Origin of the sequence: Arthrobacter sp. USHLN218, from assembly GCF_037144715.1 — a bacterium.
Lineage (GTDB): Bacteria > Actinomycetota > Actinomycetes > Actinomycetales > Micrococcaceae > Crystallibacter.
In genome coordinates, this window is record NZ_JBBCYT010000007.1 from 55,167 (window position 1) to 76,223 (window position 21,057).

Here is a 21,057-nt window from a genome sequence, read left to right on the forward strand (position 1 = left end):
TATCAGTTCCTGGCTTAGGGGATTCTTTCGTTGAATGCAGCAGCACGCTTTCTACGCAGCCGCTCGCTTGTCATCACAGTCGTCGTTCTCGTCGCAGCCATGCTGCTGTCGGTCTTCATCCAGGATCGCGCCCAGTCTTCGCTGGGCCGGGTCGTGGACACCAACTCTCGTGGCCTCTACGACATCCTTGTCCTTCCCGCCGGCAAGGGCGGTGAAGGCAAAACCCTGAAGCAGCCGGACTACCTCTCCGGTGCCGGCGGCATCACGAACGAACAGCTGGAAGAAATCCGCAACCTGTCAGGGATCGGCGTCGCAGCCCCGGTGAGCCTGGTATCCAAGGTCGTCCAGGACATCGAGTTCCCGCAGCTGAAGGCTACGGACTACGTCGGCTACAACGAAAACATTGCCACCTACCTCGAGCAGCAGAACATCAAGGACGCCGTCCCGGCGTCGGAATGGCCGGAACCGGATTCCGTCCTGAGCGAGGACCCGAAAAACTACCGGATCACCGCCAAAGCGGTCACGTCCGACGGCGTCAAGGACACCGTGCTCTTCGAAACGGCTGCGGAGGGCTCGCTCGGGCAGGCCAAGCTGAAGGAACTCGATGTGCCGGGCGGCAAAAGCCTGCGCACCGTCGCTCCGGAGGGGGAGACCGGCATCAAGTTCCCGGATCCCGCCGGTGGAAGCTCGCACGGCGACTTCGACGTAACCATCGCGCTGCCGATGCTGCCGCAGATCAGCGAGACCGTCGTCGCCGTCGACCCCGCCGCGGAGCAGGCGCTGCTGGGCGATGCAGGCGGTTTCCTGGCGCCGCTGACCGAGGCGCCCAGCGCGGCCGGACGCAACGCAATGGAGGTCGGTCAGGAGTTCTCCGGCCAGATGACCCCGGGTCTGTTCAGCGGGGGCACGGAGTCCGCAGAGATCGACGGGCATCCGTTCGCGTTCTGGAGCCCGTTCGTCATGCAGTACCAGTCAGCCATGGAGGCCGGCTCGCTGACCGAGGACTCCCAGGTCATTCCGCTCGTGGTCCGGTCCGGCACCGCGCTGGACCTTACTTATTCGGTGCAGATCGAGGAAATCGACGACGCCGGCAATAAGATCGCGGACGTAGGTACCGTCAGCAAGGCGCTGGGGGAGGAGTACCTGCCGTTCGCCTCGACCAAGCCCTTCCAGCTGCGCTGGCCCGGCGGCGAGGACTACAACAACCTGCTCGGGTCCGGCGGTGTGCAGGTCGTTGCCGGCCTGCACCAGCCGGCCAGCTGGAGCACGGACTTCGTCTCCACGCCGGAGTACGTGGCCGGCGCGGCCAACCCGGACGGCAGCGTCGAACAGACCGTGACTCCGCAGGGCTGGGTCCAGGTGAACAAGCTGCCGGAGAAGACCTTGCAGTGGCAGCTGGAACCGGACCAGAGCCAGCGCAAGCCCGTCAACGAGCAGTCCTACCGGACCAATCTCGACGGCGCGGGAGACGCCGCCGCGCCGCTGCCGTTCGTGCACGGTACCTTCGACGCCAACGCTGTCCGAGACGCCGCGGGCGACGTCAACTACCTCCCGCTCGGCGGCTACGACCCCACGCCCGTCAAGCTCACCCAGGACGCGGACGGCGAGGCCGTCGAACCGGTCGAACTGCAGCCGGGCCTGAGCGGCGCGGGACTCTCCGTCCAGTCCGCCGGCGCCATAACCGATTACAGCGGCCTCGCGGCCGTGCGCGGCACCTCGGCCGAGGATGCCGTCATCGACGCAGTCCGGGTCAAGGTCGACGCAGGCGGCAGCTGGGCGGACGCAGCGGGCCAGATCGATGCCGCCGCGGCGGCCATCGAAAAGCTCGGCCTGGACGTCCAGGTCGTCGCCGGTTCCGCCCGTGAAGACGCCTCCATCTACGTGCCCGAGTACCGGCAGGATGGCTCCGGTACGGCATCGGATCTTGGCACCGTCAGCCAGTCCTGGTTCCGCCAGGGCGCCGCTTCGGCGGTGCAGACCTCGCTGAGCCAGGCGAGCTCCGTCCTGCTGATGCTCACCCTCGGCGGCGCCGCCCTGCTCACCGCGGCGAGCACCGTCGCCTTCACCCGGGCGCGGCGCACGGAAGCCGTCACCCTGCGGGCCATGGGCTGGAACCGGCCGCGGATCCGTTCCTGGTTCCTCTCGGAGCTGTTGGTCGGAGCCGCCGGACTGCTTCTCGTTGCGGTCATCGTCAACGCCTTTAGCCGGACGCTGACCACGCTGCTGGTGTCCGCCGTCGTACTGGTGGTCTACCTGGCCGCCGCCTTCGTCTCCGCTGCGCTGCTGAAACCGCACCCGCCGGCCGCGGACGGGCAGCCGGGCGCCACCGGCGTACCGCTGGTGGATTCGCCGCTGAAGTTCGCCGCGCGGCAGCTGCGGACCAACCGGTTCAACACCGGAGCCGTAGCCGTCGGCGTCGGCGTGCTGGGTGCGGCCGCCGGTGCGCTGGTTGCGGTCATCCTGGACCTGCCGCGCGCCGCCGGCAGCACGGCGCTGGGTTCGCTTGCGCTGAGCCAGGTCGCCGGGGTCAACGTGGCCCTGGCGGTGCTTGGGGTAGTCACGGCCCTGGTCCTGACGCTGATCACCAGCCGGTTCGACCTGGCCCGCAAGCGCGAGCAGTGGGACATCCTCGAAGCCATGGGGTGGGGGCCGGGACTGCTGCTGGGCCTGCGCCGGAGCGAGGCCGGCATCCTGGCCGCCATGGCTCTGCCGCTGGCCATCCTCGGAGCCGTCGGTGTCTCGCTGGCCGTCGCGCCGCACGCGGCCTTCCGGGCCGCGATCGCGGGCGTGCTGGCAGTGATTCTCTGGTTTATCTTGATGACAAGGACACGGAAATGATTGAAGAGCCCCAGACACGTGCCGAAAAGATCGGCCGGACGGCGGACCACGCCATGCCGCTGGAGCTTCGCGGCATTACCATCCGCTACGACGGCGGCGGGGGAGAGCCCCTGGTCGTGGCGCAGGATTTCGATCTGGGCCTCGAGGCCGGCACCATGCACTGCCTCGCCGGCCGCAGCGGTTCCGGCAAGACCAGTATCCTGACCGTGGCCGCGGGCCTGACGCTGCCCACGTCCGGCGAGGTCTTCTGGCAGGGAGATTCGCTGGATGCCATGTCGGATGACGAGATCTCGGATCGCCGCCGCGCCCTGATCGGCTACGTGGACCAGGGCGGGGCGCTGATCGACGGGATGAGCGCGCTGGAGAACGTGCTGCTGCCCGCCGTGCCGGACAAGCAGGTCGAGGCCAAGACCGAAATGGCCAAGGACCTGCTGGACCTGGTCGGATTGGGCCGCCGCATGCGGCACCGGCCGGCGCAGCTCTCGGGCGGGGAGCGCCAGCGCGTCGCCATCGCGCGGGCGCTGATCCTGGGCACCAAGGTTCTGGTCGTCGACGAGCCGACCGCCAGCCTGGACCGCGAGCACGCCAACCAGATCATCGGCATCCTGAAAGACACCACGAAGGACGGCATCGCGGTCCTCGTCGCCACCCACGACCAGGAGCTCATCAACGTCGCGGACAGCCGCACCTTGATGAACTAGGAAGGCCGCGTGCGTTTCGACATCCGCCGAGCGCACGCGGTAACTTCTATGGGTGACGTCTGAAGTTTCCCAGCCCCCGTATTACATCACCACGGCGATTTCCTACCCCAACGGTGTGCCCCACATCGGCCACGCCTACGAGTTCATCGCCACGGATGCCATGGCCCGTTTCAAGCGGTTGGACGGCTACGACGTCTTCTTGCTGACCGGCACGGACGAGCACGGCCAGAAGATGCTGCACACCGCGCAGAAGGAGGGCATCACGCCCCTCGAGCTGGCCAAGCGGAACTCGGATGTCTTCCAGTCCACGCAGGACGGGCTCGGGATCAGCTACGACCGGTTCATCCGCACTACCGACGCCGACCACTACACCGCCGCGCAGGCCATCTGGACGCGGATGGAAGAGGCCGGGGACATCTACCTCGACAAATACGAGGGCTGGTATTCGGTCCGCGACGAAGCCTACTACGGCGAGGACGAGACCGAGGTCCGCGAGGACGGCAAGCGCTACTCCATCCAGACGGACACCGAGGTGACCTGGACCGAGGAGGAGTCCTACTTCTTCCGGCTCTCGGCCTACCAGGACAAGCTGCTCAAGCTCTACGAGGACCAGCCGGAGTTCGCGGCGCCGCGCACCCGCTTCAACGAAGTGATCAGCTTCGTCAAGCACGGCCTCACCGACCTGTCGATTTCCCGGACCACGTTCGACTGGGGCGTCCCCGTTCCGGGCAATCCCAAGCACGTGATGTACGTCTGGGTCGACGCCCTGACCAACTATCTGACCGGCGTGGGCTTCCCCGACACCGAGGCCGAGTTCTTCCGCAAGTGGTGGCCGGCCGACGTCCACGTCATCGGCAAGGACATCTCCCGCTTCCACGCCATCTACTGGCCGGCCTTCCTGATGTCCGCCGGGCTGGAGCTGCCGCGCCGCGTGATGATCCACGGCCACCTGTACAACCAGGGCATCAAGATGTCGAAGTCGCTGGGCAACGTCATCGCCCCCTCCGACTGGGTGGACCAGTACGGGCTGGACCAGATGCGCTTCTTCCTGCTGCGCGAAGTGCCCTTCGGTGCCGACGGCTCATACAGCCACGACGCCATCGTCGGCCGGATGAACTCGGACCTGGCCAACAACCTCGGCAACCTCGCCCAGCGCTCCTTGTCCATGGTGGCCAAGAACTGCGAGGGCAAGGTCCCGCAGCCCGGCACGCTGGCCCCGGAAGACCACGAACTCCTGGCCCGGGCGGAGCGGCTGCTCGAAAAGTCCCGTACTGCCTACGAGGCGCAGGACTTCCACGCCTCGCTCGAGGCGATCTGGACCGTCCTCGGCGACACCAACGCCTACTTCGCGGAGCAGGCGCCGTGGGTGCTGCGGAAGACGGACGTGGAGCGCATGAACACCGTGCTGTATGTAACGCTCGAGGTGCTGCGGATCGTCGCGATCCTGATCCAGCCCGTGATGCCGGGTTCCGCCGCCAAGCTGCTGGACGTCCTGGGACAGGACGACGGCGGCGCCCGCGGCTTCGCTGCCATCGCGACGGCTATCGTGCCCGGCACAGTCCTGCCCGCGCCGGCGCCCATCTTCCCCAAGTACGAGGAACCAGCCGCGCAGTAACGGGGCCGCGCTGTAACGGACGCGTGGTGCAGGCCGCAGGAGGCCGCAGGTCCCGGGAAGGCGCTACGCCTTCGTCGGTCGGCGCCCGACCGCTTTAGGGCTGGCTACTGCAGGAACCGGGCCTCGGCCGTGGAGTCCATGATCTCCGCGACGGTGCCCAGCTGCCGCTGTACCTGCTTCTCCAGCTGGGCGAGCCGCTCCCGGTCGAGCCGTGGTTCGTGTTCGGCAAGAAGCTGGAGCGTCCGCCACAGGCACTCCTGGCCCCGCAGCATCGACTGCAGCGTCTCAAGTTCCAGCTGCGCCCCGGCATGCCCGCGCGTGCGGAGCGGGTTGAGCGGATTGAGTTTGCCGGCCAGCGCGCCCAGCAGGCCGGAGACCCTCTTCGCGGCGCTTCTGCGATAGCCGCAGCGGTTGAACAGGACCTTCAGCTCCCGGCGCGCCGCGACCACCTCGTCCTTGATGTGCCGGAGCCGGTCCTCCTGTCCGGTGCCTTCCAGGGAACCGACGGCGGAATCGAAGAAGCGGATGCCCGCCTTGGCGCCCAGGAGGTGGGCATCCAGGTAGGCGGCCAGGTCATGCTGGTTGAGCCTTGCCTCAGAGGAACTCGAGTACGTCACGCCATCTCCTTCACACGCCAACAACCACGAGGGAACCGCCCCCAAGTCCAGCTTTCAGTATGCTTGGCCGCCCCGCAGATAGGAACCGCCGGACGGGATTCCGCCGGCAGGCGAACGCGCTGGCCGGGGCAGGATCAGCCGCCCAGATCCTCCGGATGCCGGATGCGGGTCTGCTTGGCCCGGACGGCCCGGTTCCAGATCCAGGTGAGAGCCCACAGCAGGACGCCCAGGCCGATGAGGAAGCCCGCGATCTGGTACTCGACCGGGTCCTGTGCCCAGGGGCCTACCAGGTACGCACAGGTCAGGACGCCCAGGTAAGGAAGGAAGCGCGGGGCACGGAAATGCTCGCGGTCCACCGGCGTGCGCCGGAGAACGAGGACGGCAACGTTGACGATGGTGAACACGCACAGGAGCAGGAGCGCCGTGGTGCCGCCGAGCGCGGCGACGGTTTCCTCGCCCATGAAGTTCGTGACGGTGATGATCAGCGCGAAGGCGATGAGCGTGGTGAAGATGATGGCGCTCCACGGAGAGCGCCTGTTCGGCAGGACCTTGCCGAGCGAGCGGGGGAGGACGTCCTGGTGCGCCATGCCGTAGAGCAGCCGGCTGGCCATGAGCATGTTGATGAGGGCGGTGTTGGCCACCGCGAACATGGACAGGAACGGATAGATGACGTCCATGGGCAGGTCCGGCGCCCCGGCACGAACCACCTCGAGCAGCGGGGTCTGGCTGTCCGCGAGGGTGCCGACCGGGACAATCGAGACGGCGGCGACGGAAACCAGCACGTAGACAACGGCGGTGATGCACAGGCCCGTCAGCATCACCCGGGGGAAGACCTTGACCGGGTCCTTGGTCTCCTCGGCCATATTGACCGAGTCCTCGAACCCGACCATGGAGAAGAACGCCAGGGAGGTGGCCGCGGTCAGGGAGAGGAAGACGCCCTTGTCTTCGGCCGTCTCGAAGATCATGATGCGGCTGAAATCGACGTTGCCCTGGGCCATCGCCCAGAAGCCGATGAAGATGACGATCAGCAGGCCGGTGAGCTCGACGAGGGTCAGCACCACGTTGAACTTCAGGCTTTCGCTCACGCCCCGGAGGTTGATGAGCGCCAGGACCGCCATGAAGGTGATCGCAACCCACGTGACGCCGCCCTGGTCCCAATCAAGGTTGAACCCCACGATGAAGTTCTCGGCCAGGAACTTGGAGGCGGTCGAGGCAGAGGTTATGCCGGAACTCAGGACGGCGAACGTCACGAGGAACGTCAGGAAGTGGATGCCGAAGGCCTTGTGCGTGTAGAGGGCGGCGCCGGCCGCCTGCGGGTACTTGGTCACAAGTTCGAGGTAGGAAAAGGCCGTGATCGTTGCGACGGCGAAGGCCAGCAGCAGCGGAGCCCAGGCGGCGCCGCCGACTTCGCCGGCGACCTGGCCGGTGAGCGCATAGACGCCGGTGCCGAGGATGTCGCCGACGATGAACAGGAGCAGGAGCTTGGGCCCGATCGCCCGTTTCAGCTCGGGCTGGTCCCGGGTGACTGTGGATTCCGCCATCACTGATCTCCGTCCGGCCAGGCTCCGATGCCGCACCATACCGCGGAGCAAACAGGATGAGGAGTGGCAGGCACACTGGCGCGGTTTCGTCTCCCGTGCCGTCTTGGCCAACCTAGCATTCGGTGCTGCGGTTGTCTCCAGACTGGGACAAGAAGGCCCGGGCGGGCGCAGATTGGCCCCGCCCGGGCAGGCGGGGCCAATCTGCTGCGCGCCCCGCCGTGGTCAGGCGATGGCCAGTCCTTCCACCGGCGACAGCCGGGCGGCGCGGCGTGCCGGCAGGACCGAGGCGAGCAGGCCTGCGATGACCGCGACGGCCAGCACCGAGCCCAGCTGGAGCCAGGGAACGTCGGGGGCTACCGTCGCGAAGGCTCCCAGGGCGGACTGCGCGCCGAGCCAGCCGTACAGCACGCCGAGCGCGATGCCGATCAGGGCCGCGACGCCGGCAATCAGGACGGCCTCCAGCGCGAGCATTCCGCGCAGCTGTCCGCGGGTCAGCCCCAGCGCCCGAAGCAACGCGGACTCCCTGGTGCGCTCGAGCACGGACAGGGACAGGGTGTTGGCCACGCCGACCAGCGCAATCAGCACGGCGACGGCGAGCAGCCCGGTCACCACGAGCAGCAGCACGTCGATCACTTGGTTGAAGGCAGCGCGTTCGATCGCGGCGCCGCTGAGCTGGTACTCCTCGACTCCCAGGCCTGCGGCCAGGTCGGCACGCAGCTGCATCAAGTCGGCGGCGTCCAGGTCCCGGTCCACGGCGAGCCAGAGCTGCGGGAGGGCGTCCGGCGTGCCGGCCGCCGGCGCGCCGATCTCTTCGGCCACGGCTGCCGAGATCAGCGGCGGGAAGGCCATGCTTCCCGTTTCCACCACGGCCAGTTCCTTCTCTCCCCGGCTGCCCGCGACGGTCAACGTCTTGAGCCCGGATCCTTCCGCCATCAGCACCGACTCGTCATCCAGCGCCAGCGCCTGGTCCTGCAGCAGCCGCTTCTGCTCCGGCAGCAGCCGGTAGACCCCGGTGCGCATGCCATCGACCTCTGCGAACCCGCCCGGCGTGACCAGGCCGGCGGCAGCAACGCCGTCGTACTCCGCGGCCGCCGCCGCGTCCCGGGCGTCAAGTGCGGTGCCGTCCATGGCCGGGCCGGCAATGCTGACGTCGACCGGGTACTGCGTGGCCAGCTCTGAGTCGAAGGCGGTGCGCGCCGTCTGGGCGCCGGTCATCATCATGGCCACGAGGGTCACGCCGATGAGCAGGGCGGTGGCCGTCGCGGAGGTGCGGCCGGGGTTGCGGACGGCGTTGACGGCGGCCAGCCTGCCGGGCACGCCGAGGGCCCGCGCCGGGGCGCCGACCGCGCTCACCAGCGGCGGTACGAAGACGCTCGCGCACATCAGGAGCCCAACGAAGGAGAGCAGGCCCCCGGGGAGCGCCACGAGCAGGTTGGCGCCGGCGGCGCCCAGGCCAAGTACGACGGCGCCGCCGGCCGTGAGCGCCAGACCGATCCACAGCCTGGCCCTGCCTTTCCGGTTCCCGGCGCGGGCCTCCTCGAAGGGGCGGAGCGCGGCCAGCGGTGCGACGGCGGTGGCAGCGCGGGCGGGCGCCAAGGCAGCCAGCACGGTCATCAGGATGCCGGCGCCGGCCCCGAGGGGAACCGCAAACGGCGGGATCGCGAGCGTGGCGAAGGCGGTATCCGGCTGCTGCCGGAGCCAGCCGACAAGGCCGGCCATCAGGGCGATGGCGGCGAGGACGCCGGCCGCCGACGAGAGCGCGCCGACCAGCAGCGCCTCGACCAGGACCGAACGGCGGATCTGCCTCCGGTCGGCGCCGATGCAGCGCAGCAAGGCGAGATCGCGGGTACGCTGGGCGACCAGCACCGAGAAGGTGTTCGCCACGACCAGGCCGCAGACGAAGATCGCGACGAGGGCGAACGCCAGCAGTACGGGAGTGATCGGGTCCGAGCCGCCGGTGAGGCCGGCGACCAGCTCCTTGGTCTGCTCGGCCGCGGTATTGACCGCCGCGCCCTGGAGCCCGGCCGCAGAGACCGCGGCCGCGATGGAGTCCCGAACCTTCCCGGCATCGGCGCCGTCGGCGAGGCCGAGCTGGATGGTGAGCACGGCTGCCGGTGCTTCCGCCGGGGAGAGCCCGTCGAGGACGGCGTCGGGCGCAAGGAACTGCGGCTGGCCCATGGTGAGCGGGTCGTTGGAGGGTTCGATAATGCCGGAGACCGTCAGGTCGCGGCCGGAAGCGAGGCTCTCGGCCGCCACGCTTCCGCCGGCAGGGGCCAGCCGGAGCGTCGCTCCTTCAGCCAGCTGCAGCCGTTCGGCGGTGGCCCCGTCAACGGCGACTTCGCCTGCCGCGGGCCAGGATCCGCGCACCAGCTCGGCGGGATTCAGCCCGGCGTCCTTCGACAGGTTCTGCAGCACCCCGAATCCCGCCGTCCCGGCCGCGCCGAAGGCAATGTAGGCCTGGCGCTGGAGGTAGGTCTGTGCCACGCCGCCGGTGGCAGCGGACGCGGCGGCGGCAGCCTCGGCCGCCGCCGGTTCCAGCGGCGCATCCGGGCCGGGCGCGATGACGAGGTCGGCGTTCCTGAAGCCCGCGCCGACGGTGTTGGCCAGCGACGCTTCGGAAGACGCGTTGACCATGAGGGTGGCGGTGAGGAAGCCTACGGCCACCATGACCGCAATTCCGACGGCGATGAACCGGCGCGCGTGCGCCTTCACCTCTGCGAGTGCGACTTTCAGCATTGGTTCAGGCCCCCAGCCCGGCGAGTGCGGCGAGCACGCTGTCCGTATCCGGCCGGTCCAGGTCCCCGACCAGGCGGCCGTCGTTCATGAGGACGACGCGGTCCGCATAGGACGCTGCGACGGGGTCGTGGGTCACCATGATGATGCTTTGGCCCATCTCCTGCGAAGAACGACGCAGCAGCGCCAACACCTCGGCCCCGGAGCGGGAGTCCAGGTTGCCGGTGGGCTCGTCGCCGAAGACCACGTCGGGCCGGGTCAGCAGTGCCCGGGCCACCGCCACGCGCTGCTGCTGGCCGCCGGAGAGCTCATGCGGCCGGTGCTTGAGCCGCTCCGCCAATCCCAGCGTGGCGGTGATGTAATCCAGCCACTCGGTGTCGATCCTGCCGCCCCCTAGCGCGATGGGCAGCGTGATGTTCTGCTCGGCGGTCAGGGTCGGCACGAGGTTGAACGCCTGAAAGACGAAACCGACGCGTTCGCGGCGCAGCCGGGTCAGCTGGGCGTCGCGCAGCGCGGTGATGTCGGTGCCGCCGATCCGGATGCTCCCGGAGTCGGCGGAGTCCAGGCCCGCCAGGCAGTGCATGAGCGTGGACTTGCCCGAGCCGGAGGGCCCCATGATGGCCGTGAACTTGCCGCTTTCGAAGGCGACGGTCACCTCCTTGAGGGCCTGGACGCGGGTATCGCCGTTGCCGTAGGTCTTGCTGAGTGCGTCGGTGGCTGCGGCGGGGGCCGCATGCCCTCCGGAGGGGATGGGGAGACTGGATGATCGCTCGGTTCTGGTGGTCATACCCCTACGCTATGGAGCGCAAAGGGGCCGGCGGATCGGACCCCGGGCTGGTCTTCGGCCGCCGGGACTCATACCCAGGACTGAGATCGGCCGCCCGGGGCAGCGCGGCCTACGGGACGACGACCCCGGTCTCGTACGCGATGAGCACGGCCTGCACCCGGTCCCGGGCGTTCAGCTTGGCCAGGATGTGGCCGACGTGGGTCTTGACCGTCGCCTCGGACAGGAACAGCTCGGCCGCGATCTCCGGGTTCGACAGTCCCCGGGCGATCAGCGTGAACACTTCGCGCTCGCGGGCGGTCAGCGACTCCACCGCGGCCGTATGCCTGCTGACCTCCGGGGACCGCGTGCGCAGCAGGGGCGCCACATGGTCCAGCAGCCGGCGGGTGGTCGACGGCGCAATCACCGCGTCGCCCCGGTGCACAGTGCGGATGGCCGCGAGCAGCTCCTCCGGCGGGGCGTCCTTGAGCAGGAAACCGCTGGCCCCGGCCTGGATCGCCGAGAGCGCGTACTCGTCCAGGTCGAAGGTGGTCAGGACAACCACCTTCAGGTCGCCGCCGACCGACCCTGCGGGCCGGCGGGCGGCGCGTTCCAGCAGCGCCGCGGTGGCCTCGATGCCATCCATGCCTGGCATGCGGACATCCATGAGAACGACGTCGGCGCTCACCGTGGCCAGTGCGCCCACCGCTTCCCGGCCGTTGCCGGCCTCTGCCACGACTTCGAGGTCCGGTTGCGAATTGATGAGCATCTTGAAGCCGCCGCGGACCAGCTGCTGGTCGTCGACCAGTGCAACCCGGATGGGCCCGGTGCCAAGGTCGTCATGCTCATTGTGCCGTGGCAGCGGGGTACTCACTTCAGGCCTCCGTGTAGGGAATGAACGCGTAGACGCGGAAACCGCCGCCGTTCTTCGGGGCCGCTTCCACCGTCCCATCGTAGAGTGCCAGCCGCTCGGCCATGCCCGCGATGCCTTGGCCGCTGCCGGCGGTGGCCGGATCGGCTCCCGCACCGCGGCCGTCGTCGTTAATGTCCAATAGCAGCCCGCGGCCCGTCCACTCCAGGCGCACCGTGGCGCGGGCGTCGGGGCCCGCATGCTTGAGGACATTCGTCAGCGCCTCCTGGACCACCCGGTAGGCGGTGAGTTCGGCGCCCGCGGGCAGGGTGCGGCGCGACTGGCCTATCCACTCCAGCCCGACCTGCAGGCCGGACCGGCGAACCGTTTCGACCAGGGTTTGCACATCCGCCAAGGACGGCAGCGGGCGGGTCGAGGCAACTTCGTCGCCGCGCAGCACGCCCAGCAACCGGCGCATCTCCCGCAGGGATGAGCGGCCCGTTTCCGCGATGGTCTCCAGGGTCTGCCCTGCGATGGCCGGGGTGTGGGCGCTGGCGTAGCGGGCGCCGTCAGCCTGGGTAATGATGACGGAGAGCGAATGCGCCACGATGTCATGCATTTCGCGGGCAATGTGGCTGCGTTCGTCCGCGGCGGCGAGGTCCCGCTCCTGCTGGCGTTCGATTTCCAGCCGCCGGGCCCGGTCCTGCAGGGCCTGGAGTGCCAGCCGGCGCGTCCGCGCGAGGTCCCCGAAGGTCCAGCAGGCCAGGACGACGGCGTCGACCGCGATGAGTCCGATGATGTAGACGGGAATCAGCACGTGGATGCCGGTGCCGGCCGGGTCGAACCCGTAGCCGCTCGGGACGAACCAGTAGCGGATGACGAACAGCAGGCCGCCGATCAGCGCCGCGATGAGCCCGCCGACGCTGGCCCAGCGGGGAGCATACGCGGCCAGCGAATAGACGGTGACCAGCACCACGATGTCGGCGGGGAGCGGCTCGGCGAGCAGGACCACTTGGGCCAGGCAGGCGAGTGCGGTGGCCAAGCCGGACTGCCAGGGGTGCGTGCGGCGCCAGGCCAGCGGCAGCACGATCGCGGCGGATACCGCAAAGCCCGCCGGGTCGCCGACCAGCAGGAACGGCAGGACAAGGGCGACGACGGCCACCAGCATGGCAATCAGGTCGACCTTGCCCGGGTTGTCCTGGAGCCAGCGGTAGATTTTGTGGTGAACGCGCATGATGACTCCGACTTTAGGGCCAGCCGCGCGCCGGGCGCGTCATGCCGGAGTCTGACCTTTCGTGAGGCCGGACCCCTCCGGGCCGCTTGGCCGGACTGTGTCCCTTTCAAAGTGTCCACTTAGTGAGATGCCTTGCTCAGAATGTGGGACGAGTTCCTAAACTAGGGGTATGAACGCAGCAGATTCCAAGGCAATTTCTCTGGCAGTCATTCCCGGCGACGGCATCGGTCCCGAGGTCATCGCTGAAGCGGTCAAGGTCCTGCAGGCCGCCACGGCGCAGGAGCCCGTGGAGTTCGACCTCCGGGAGTACCGGCTGGGAGCCGAGCACTGGCTGGCCACGGGGGAGACGCTGCCCAACGAAACCCTGGACCAGTTGCGTAGCCATGATGCCATCTTGTTCGGCGCGATCGGCGCCGCCCCGGGCGACACCCGGATCCCTTCCGGGCTGATCGAACGTGAACTGCTGCTGAAGCTGCGTTTCAGCCTCGACCACTTCATCAACCTCCGGCCGGCCAAGCTCTTCGCCGGTGTGCAGAGTCCGCTGGCCAACCCCGGCGCGATCGACTTCCTGGTGGTCCGCGAAGGCACCGAGGGTCCGTATGTCGGCAACGGCGGCGCGCTGCGGGTGGGAACGCCGCACGAGATTGCCACCGAGGTTTCGGTCAACACCGGCTACGGTGTCGAACGGGTGGTCCGCGATGCTTTCCGCCGCGCACAGCAGCGCCGCAGGAAGCTGACCCTGGTGCACAAGCACAACGTGCTGGTCCACGCCGGACACCTGTGGCGGAGGACTGTCGAAGCAGTCGCGCGTGAATACCCGGAAGTCGCCGTCGACTACCTGCACATTGATGCGGCAACGATCTTCATGGTGACCGACCCGTCCCGGTTCGACGTCATCGTCACCGACAATCTGTTCGGCGACATCATCACCGACCTCGCCGCCGCGGTGACCGGCGGCATCGGCCTGGCGGCCAGCGGCAACATCAATATGGAGGGCACGGCGCCGTCGATGTTCGAGCCGGTCCACGGGTCTGCGCCTGACATTGCCGGACAGCAGAAGGCGGATCCCACCGCGGCCATCCTGTCCGTGGCGCTGCTGCTGGAGCACCTCGGGCTCTCCGACGCTGCCGCCCGCGTGGAGCAGGCGGTCGAGAAGGACATCGCCGTGCGCGGCACCGGGGTACGCAGCACTGCCGAGACCGGCGATGCGATTGCGTCTCTTTTGGCAGTACGCTAGTTAGCGATCATTAACTTTTCTGCACAACGTCGTGCTGTTCAGACGTGGAGGACCAATGACAACAACGCTGGAATTCACCCAGCAACTCTCCGATCACCCGAAGAGCGACGAAGAACGTGCCGCCATCCTGGCCGATCCGGGCTTCGGAAACCACTTCACGGACCACACCGTCGTCGTCGACTACAAAGTGGACATGGAGGGCAACGGCGGATGGTCCAACGCGCGGCTGGAGCCGTACGGCCCGATCATGATGGATCCCGCGTCCGCGGTCCTGCACTACGGGCAGGAAATCTTCGAAGGCATGAAGGCCTACAAGCACGCCGACGGTTCCGTCTGGACCTTCCGTCCTGAGGCCAACGCCAAGCGGATGAACCTCTCTGCGCGCCGCCTGGCGTTGCCGGAACTCCCGGAGGAAACCTTCCTGGAGTCGCTGCGCCGGCTGGTCGCCGTGGATAAGGCCTGGATCCCGAGCGGAGAAGGCGCCGCGCTGTACCTGCGGCCGTTCATGATCGCCACCGAGGCCTTCCTCGGAGTGCGCCCGGCCCGCGAAGTGTCGTTCCGCGTGATCGCCTCGCCCGCCGGCAACTACTTCGGCGGCGAACTCAAGCCGGTGTCGATCTGGCTGTCGGAGAACTACGCCCGCGCCGGCCGCGGCGGTACGGGGGAAGCCAAGTGCGGCGGCAACTACGCGGCGTCGCTGGCTCCTCAGCTGGAAGCCGAAGCCAACGGCTGCAAGCAGGTCCTGTTCCTCGATCCGTTCAACGACAATGCCGTGGAAGAACTCGGCGGCATGAACATCTTCTTCGTGTTCGCCGACGGCCGGCTGGTTACTCCCGAGCTGAACGGGAACATCCTGCACGGCGTCACCCGCGACTCCGTGATCCAGCTGGCCAAGGACCGCGGCATGGACGTCCAGGAACGTAAGATCACCATTGATGAATGGCGCAGCGGCGTCGACTCCGGCGAGATCACTGAAGTTTTCGCCTGCGGCACGGCCGCCGTCATCACGCCCATCGGCGAGCTGAAGACCAAGGATGGGTCCATCGCCTCCCCGGGCAGCGGCGCGGGCGAGGTCTCGATGTCCATCCGGAAGCAGCTGCTGGGCATCCAGACCGGCGATGTCGAGGACACCTACGGCTGGCTGACCCGGCTGGCATAACACCGACGCCTGGCCGGCCCTGGCCCAGTTCGCGCCCCTCGCCGCTGGCTCTTCGAGTCCCGGCGAATGGAAGGCGAAACGCAGGCAGAGTCCCTTTCCGCGCAAGCGGGCGGGGGCTCTGCCTTTTTCGTGCACGGATCTTCGGCCCGGGCTTTCCGCGCACACAACGCATCTTGAGGGCAGCTCATTGCGGTGCGGCACATCCTGGCATGGCACACGCCGGCGCGGTGTCATCCTGACGCGCACTGCATCCTGCCACAGCGGCTCCGAAAGGGCCAGAGCGGCGGAGTCTTTCAGCCGTATCTCCAGCTGATTGATCGATCAATCTAGCCTGATGCGGGCGGTGGACTGTAGCGTTCGAGCAGGGGGGGATTGGGAAAGCCCAATCGGGCCGGTAGCCGGTTCGTTATTCACTCGCACTGTCCACAGGAGGACCACTTCATGAGAGAGACCCTTGCCGCAGCAGCCTTGGCCGGCGCGCTCGTCGTCACCGCCGGAACGGCGGTACCCGCTGCCGCCGTCGGGGAAGGCCCAAGCTACGGCGGCAACGAGACGGTGAACACGTCCATCTTGCATACCTATGACCAGCTGGTGGCAGAACTCAAGTCCCAGGACGCCAAGCAGGAGCGGCTGGACCTTGAAGTCATCGGCCAGAGCGTCAAGGGCCGCGACCTGTACCTGGCCAAATACATCTCCAACCCGCGGACAACCCGACCATCCTCTACCTGACGCAGCAGCACGGCAACGAGCAGCTGACCACCGAGGGAGCCCTCGAGTTCATCAAGCATCTGGGCACCGGCAAGAACCAGGGCGTGCTCGACGGCGTCAACATCCTCGTCGTCCCGATGCTCAACCCGGACGGCGCCATGGGCGACGTCGACTTCTCCCTGGACGACTACATCGCCTCGGGCGGACGCCACCTGACCCGCTACAACGCCAACGAGGTCGACCTCAACCGCGACCACGTGGCGAAGGTCGAGCCGGAGACCCGTGCGCTGCACGAAAACGTCATGCGCAAATACGGTATCGACTACATGATCGACCTGCACCACCAGGGGGCACAGAGCGAACGCGACGGCCAGCTCGTTTCCGGCTCCATCCTGCATCCGACGACGCCGAACGTCGATCCCGCGGTGCTCGAGGGCTCCAAGAAGCTCGGCGCCGTGGTGTTCGACGCCATTGACCCGACCGGCTGGGGACACCTCGGCAAGTACGTCGGCGGCAGCGCGGAGACCATCAGCCGGAACGGCATCGCGGTGGAGTACGGCATCTCCACGCTGCTCTTCGAGATGCGCGGCATGAGCGACCACTCCCGCGAGGATTACGTGCTGGGCCAGAAGTCGAACGGCTACCTGATCAAGCAGACCGTGACCACGCTGGAGGCAACGGCGCGGGCCATCGCCGACGGCTCGATCGTCGACGCGGACACGTCCTTCTGGGACACCCTGGCCGAGCAGAACACCCGCAGCGAGTAGCGGCGGCCCGAGCAGGGTCCTTGGGAAACGGCTGCGGGCGCGGATCGCGAGGTCAGCGCCCGCAGCCTCCGCCGGGTGCCACAATAGAGCCGTGCATGCAGAGACGAACTCCGCCCTGGTCCGCAGCAGCGACCTCACCCGCTACCGGCTCGCGCCGAACCCGGGTCCGATGTCCCTGGACGGAACCCAGTCCTACGTCATCGCTGCCCCCGAAAGCCGCCGCGTCGCCGTCGTCGATCCCGGACCGCTGGACGAGACCCACCTGCGGGAGCTCGCCGGCACCGGGCAGGTGGAGCTCGTGCTGATCACGCACCACCACATCGACCACACGGAGGCCAGCGCCCGGTTCCGCGAGCTAACCGACGCACCGGTGCGCGCGCTGGATGCCGCGCAGTGCCATGGCGGGGAGCCGCTGCGGGACGGCGAAACCATCGAGGCGGCGGGGGTTCGGATCGACGTGCTTGCCACGCCCGGCCACACCGCGGATTCGGTCTCCTTCCACTTGCCGGAGGACGGCGCCCGCGGCTCCGTGCTGACTGGCGATACCATCCTCGGCCGCGGCACCACGATCATCGCCTACCCGGACGGGCGGCTTGGGCCCTACCTCGACTCCCTCGCGCGGCTGCAGGGGCTGGGGCCGGCCACGGTGCTGCCCGCGCACGGAGGGACCTTGCCGGACCTGGCCGCCATCTGCCGCGAATACTCCGACCACCGGTTCCAGCGGCTCGAGCAGATCCGGGCCGCTCTCGAGGTGCTGGGCGGGGAGGCCTCCGTTGCGGCCGTGACCGACCAGGTCTACTTCGACATCGACCCGTCGGTCCGCGGGGCCGCGGAAGCTTCCGTGGCGGCCCAGCTGGATTACCTGCGCGGCTGACTTCCTTCGGTAGCCAGGCGGCGGTCCGCGCCGTCGCCGCGAACCGGGCGGCAAAACGTTAGGCTAACCCCATGCGTATAGCCCGATTTGTAGTTGATTCCGACCCGGCCTTCGGCATTGTCGAGGGAGACGAAGGCAGCGAGGAAATCGCCGTCATCAGCGGCGATCCGTTCTTCACCGGCGTCCAGCCCACCGGCACCCGCCACAAGCTCGAGGATGTCCGGCTGCTGGCCCCGATCATCCCGAGGAGCAAGGTGGTGGGCATCGGGCGCAACTACGCCGAGCACATCCGGGAAATGGGCAACGAGACGCCGCCGGCTCCGCTGATGTTCCTCAAGCCAAACACCTCGGTCATCGGCCCGAACGAGCCGATGCCGCTGCCGGAGTTCTCGGACGAGGTCTCCTACGAGGCCGAACTTTGCGTGGTGATCGGCAGGATCTGCAAGGACGTGCCGGTCGACCGCGTGGACGAGGTCATTTTCGGCTACACCTGCGGCAACGACCTGACCGCGCGCGACGCCCAGCGCACCGACAACCAGTGGGCCCGCGCCAAGGGTTTCGACGGCTCGGCGCCGATCGGCCCCTGGATCGAGACGGAACTGGATCCCGAGGATCTGGCCGTGCGCGGCCGGCTCGACGGCGAGCTGAAGCAGGACGGCCGCACGTCGCAGATGATCTGGGGCGTCCGCGAGCTGGTGTCCTACGTCTCGCAGGCCTTCACGCTGCTGCCGGGCGACATCATCATGACCGGCACCCCGGCCGGCGTCGGCACCATCGAGGCCGGCCAGCGCTACGAGGTGGAGATCGAGGGGATCGGCCGCCTCTCCAATACCGCCCGCCGCTAAGTGACGACGGCGGTGCCCGCCCGGGTGCGCGCCGCCCGGCTGGTGGCGGCGGTGCTGTCGCCCGGTGTCGTGTGGGGCGCGGCGATGGTGCTGGGCGCCGCGGCCGGCTCCTCCGGGGTCCGGGCGCTGGCCTGGGGGATTGGTGCCGCCGTCCTGACCTGCCTGCTGCCGTGGCTCATCGTCACGAAGCTGGACCGGGACGGTCAGCTGCGCCAGGGGATCCGCCGTCTCGGGCTGACCCCGCTGGCCGTCTGCGCCGGCGCCCTCATGTACGGTACGCTGCGCGCGATCCGCTGGCTCGACGGGCCGCTGTCCCTGGCGGCGGTGATCTTCGCCGCCTGCGCCGGACTGGGCGCGGTCCTGCTGCTGTCCAGAGTGGTCCGGCTCGGCTGGCCGGCGGTGTCCTACGGGGCGATGGCGGTGATCCTGCCGCTCATGCTGGGCCTGCCGGGGCTGGCGGCCTGGCCGGCCGCCGCCGCGGGACTCTGGGCGCAGCATGTGCTCGGGCGCGGCACGGCGGCGGTTCTGGCCGGCTCGGCGCTGGCCGGTGCTGCGGTCTGCGGCGGGACCTACGCGTTGCTGCTGCAGGCCGTGCGCTGATCCTCCGAAGGACCCTCGAGCCAGGCACGGCTGCGGGCCGCGGGCATCCCCGGACCTGGGCCGGGCCGCCGGCGGGGCGGCTTCCGGCCGGGACTCCGTTTCCGGCCGCCGCGGTCTCAGGCCGCGAGCGCCGCGTAGCGCCCGCCGTACTCCAGCAGGGACTGGTGCGTGCCCGCCTCGGCGACCCTGCCGCCGTCGAGCACGGCGATCTGGTCCGCGTTGCGCACGGTGGAGAGCCGGTGCGCGATGGTGATGGTGGTCCGGCCGACGGACAGCTGCTCGAAGGCCTCCTGCACGGCCCGCTCGGTCCGGGTGTCCAGGGCGCTCGTGGCCTCGTCGAGGATCAGGATCCGGGGATTGCGCAGCAGCGTCCGGGCAATGGCGAGGCGCTGCTTCTCCCCGCCGGAGAACCGGTGGCCGCGCGAGCCGACCATGGTGTCGTAGCCGTCCGGCAGGGAGGTAATGAGTTCGTGGATCCGGGCCCCGCGGGCGGCCTCCACAATTTCGGCGTCGGTGGCGTCCGGCTTGGCGTAGCGCAGGTTCTCGGCGATGGTGGCGTGCATGAGGTAGGTGTCCTGGCTGACGACGCCGACGATCCGCGCCAGGTCCGCCAGCCGCAGGCTCCGGATGTCGACGCCGTCGATGGTCACCCGGCCGTCCTGGGGATCCTGCAGCCGCGCCAGGAGCGAGGCGAGCGTGCTCTTCCCGGACCCGGTGGCGCCGACCAGGGCCAGGGTGCTGCCGGCGGGAACGTCCAGGCTGACGCCGCTGAGCGCCCGGCTGGTGCTGCCCGGGTAGCTGAAACTGACGTCCTCGAAGCGGACGTCTCCGCGGACCGTAGCCGGTTCGATGGTCCTGGGCGAGGGCGGGTCGGCGATCTCTACCGGCAGGTCGAGGTACTCGAAGATCCGGGCGAAGAGCGCTAGCGAGCTGATGACCTGCACGCCGACGTTCAGCAGGCCCATCAGCGGACGGAAGAGGCCCGTCTGCAGGGTGGTGAACGCGACGACGGTGCCGATCGACAGGGCGCCGGCGGTGGCGGGAAGCCCGGCTGCGAGGTAGATGACCGCGGGGACCGCCGCGAAGATGATGCTCATGGTGGCCATGCGCCACCGTCCGGCCAGTTCCGACCGCAGTTCCAGGTCGATGAGCCGGCTCGAAGAACGGGCGAAGCGCTCCGCCAGGGCCGGGCCGGTGCCCATGGTCTTGCTCAGCTGGATACCGCTGATGGACAGGCTTTCCTCGACCGTCACGTTCAGGTCCGCCAGCTCGCGCTGCTTGGCCGCGGTGACGGCGAGCCGCAGCTGCGCGACCTTGCGGGTCAGCAGGACGGCCGGGGGCATGACGACCAGGGAGATCAGGGACAGCTGCCAGGACAGGGCTGCCATGGCCGCGGCGGTGGCAACCACGGTGGTCAGGTTCGCGGCGATGCTGGTTGCAGTGCTGGTCACGACCTGCTGCATGCCGCCGATGTCGTTGGTGATGCGCGACTGGATTTCCCCGCTGCGGGTGCGGGTGAAGAAGCCCACGGACTGGCGCTGCAGGTGGGTGAAAACCTCCGAGCGCAGCCGGTGCATCACCTGCTGGCCCACGCGCGTGCTGATCCAGGTCTGCAGGACGCCCAGCACGGCGGTCAGGATGGCGACCGCGAGCATGCCCGCGACCAGCGTCACGAGCAGCCGAAGGTTGCGGTCCGGCAGGGCATCGTCGATCACGGCGCGGAGCAGGAACGGCGAGGCCATCGAAACGATGGATGACGCCACGATGACCACGGTGACAAGGGCGAGCGCGCCACGGTGCGACCTGAAGAGCGCCGCAATCCGGCGGAGAGGGACGTGCCGGGCCTGGTCGCGCTCTGCCGCGGTGACCCCGCGGGCATTGCGGCGGCCGGAACCGCCGTCTGTCCCCGGCAGGGGACCTGGTGAGAAGGATTCCAAGGGGAATCACCCCCGTTCTGCTGAGGGGGAGCGGCGGA

The 21,057-nt window shown here is 68.7% G+C and carries 15 protein-coding genes and 1 pseudogene; 9 read left to right on the plus strand and 7 right to left on the minus strand.

The window, feature by feature from the left end; all coding sequences use genetic code 11:
- Window positions 1–30: 30 nt before the first annotated feature.
- From WFH44_RS15940 to metG, 3 genes are read left to right on the plus strand one after another with little or no spacing between them, the layout of a single operon-like run.
- Window positions 31–2,838: an ABC transporter permease gene (locus tag WFH44_RS15940; RefSeq protein WP_336714909.1), complete on the plus strand. Its 2,808-nt coding sequence runs from the start codon at window positions 31–33 to the stop codon at window positions 2,836–2,838.
- Window positions 2,835–3,539, plus strand: coding sequence for an ABC transporter ATP-binding protein (locus tag WFH44_RS15945; RefSeq protein WP_336714910.1), 705 nt, complete (start codon window positions 2,835–2,837; stop codon window positions 3,537–3,539). The genes WFH44_RS15940 and WFH44_RS15945 overlap by 4 nt, the downstream gene beginning before the upstream one ends.
- Window positions 3,540–3,591: 52 nt before the next feature.
- Window positions 3,592–5,154 carry a methionine--tRNA ligase gene (metG, locus tag WFH44_RS15950; protein WP_336714911.1) on the plus strand — a complete coding sequence of 521 codons (1,563 nt, stop codon included), beginning with the start codon at window positions 3,592–3,594 and terminating at the stop codon, window positions 5,152–5,154.
- Window positions 5,155–5,258: 104 nt separating this feature from the next.
- Here the strand turns inward: metG and WFH44_RS15955 are convergent, their stop codons facing one another.
- From WFH44_RS15955 to WFH44_RS15980, 6 genes are all read right to left on the minus strand, one after another.
- Window positions 5,259–5,771, minus strand: coding sequence for a hypothetical protein (locus WFH44_RS15955; RefSeq protein ID WP_336714912.1), 513 nt, complete (start codon window positions 5,769–5,771; stop codon window positions 5,259–5,261).
- 134 nt (window positions 5,772–5,905) lie between these two features.
- Window positions 5,906–7,312 (minus strand): APC family permease, encoded by a 1,407-nt coding sequence (locus tag WFH44_RS15960; RefSeq protein ID WP_336714913.1) that lies wholly within the window; start codon window positions 7,310–7,312, stop codon window positions 5,906–5,908.
- Window positions 7,313–7,534: 222 nt separating this feature from the next.
- A complete protein-coding gene (locus tag WFH44_RS15965; protein ID WP_336714914.1) occupies window positions 7,535–10,048 on the minus strand; it encodes an ABC transporter permease in 2,514 nt (837 codons plus the stop codon).
- 4 nt (window positions 10,049–10,052) lie between these two features.
- Complete coding sequence (locus WFH44_RS15970; RefSeq protein ID WP_336714915.1) at window positions 10,053–10,832, minus strand: ABC transporter ATP-binding protein; 780 nt, start codon at window positions 10,830–10,832, stop codon at window positions 10,053–10,055.
- 109 nt (window positions 10,833–10,941) lie between these two features.
- Window positions 10,942–11,682: a response regulator transcription factor gene (locus tag WFH44_RS15975; RefSeq protein WP_336714916.1), complete on the minus strand. Its 741-nt coding sequence runs from the start codon at window positions 11,680–11,682 to the stop codon at window positions 10,942–10,944.
- A 1-nt stretch (window position 11,683) separates the two neighbouring features.
- Window positions 11,684–12,892, minus strand: coding sequence for a sensor histidine kinase (locus tag WFH44_RS15980; RefSeq protein WP_336714917.1), 1,209 nt, complete (start codon window positions 12,890–12,892; stop codon window positions 11,684–11,686).
- A 169-nt stretch (window positions 12,893–13,061) separates the two neighbouring features.
- On the opposite strand from WFH44_RS15980, the gene WFH44_RS15985 reads away from it, so the two are divergent.
- The 6 genes and pseudogenes from WFH44_RS15985 to WFH44_RS16010 all read left to right on the plus strand — a co-directional run bounded on the left by WFH44_RS15985 (window position 13,062) and on the right by WFH44_RS16010 (window position 19,082).
- Window positions 13,062–14,129: a 3-isopropylmalate dehydrogenase gene (locus tag WFH44_RS15985; RefSeq protein ID WP_336714918.1), complete on the plus strand. Its 1,068-nt coding sequence runs from the start codon at window positions 13,062–13,064 to the stop codon at window positions 14,127–14,129.
- A gap of 55 nt (window positions 14,130–14,184) precedes the next feature.
- A complete protein-coding gene (locus WFH44_RS15990) occupies window positions 14,185–15,288 on the plus strand; it encodes a branched-chain amino acid aminotransferase (RefSeq protein WP_336714919.1) in 1,104 nt (367 codons plus the stop codon).
- 441 nt (window positions 15,289–15,729) lie between these two features.
- Window positions 15,730–16,763, plus strand: a pseudogene (locus WFH44_RS15995) (M14 family zinc carboxypeptidase).
- Between the two features lie 91 nt (window positions 16,764–16,854).
- Window positions 16,855–17,637, plus strand: a complete 783-nt coding sequence (locus WFH44_RS16000) for an MBL fold metallo-hydrolase (protein WP_336714920.1) — start codon at window positions 16,855–16,857, stop codon at window positions 17,635–17,637.
- A 71-nt stretch (window positions 17,638–17,708) separates the two neighbouring features.
- The gene (locus tag WFH44_RS16005) at window positions 17,709–18,482 is read left to right on the plus strand and encodes a fumarylacetoacetate hydrolase family protein (protein WP_336714921.1); all 774 of its coding nucleotides are present in this window, start codon (window positions 17,709–17,711) and stop codon (window positions 18,480–18,482) included.
- Window positions 18,483–19,082 carry a hypothetical protein gene (locus WFH44_RS16010; RefSeq protein WP_336714922.1) on the plus strand — a complete coding sequence of 200 codons (600 nt, stop codon included), beginning with the start codon at window positions 18,483–18,485 and terminating at the stop codon, window positions 19,080–19,082.
- A gap of 116 nt (window positions 19,083–19,198) precedes the next feature.
- Here the strand turns inward: WFH44_RS16010 and WFH44_RS16015 are convergent, their stop codons facing one another.
- On the minus strand, window positions 19,199–21,019 hold the full coding sequence (locus WFH44_RS16015; RefSeq protein WP_336714923.1) for an ABC transporter ATP-binding protein: 1,821 nt from the start codon (window positions 21,017–21,019) through the stop codon (window positions 19,199–19,201).
- Between the last annotated feature and the right edge of the window lie 38 nt (window positions 21,020–21,057).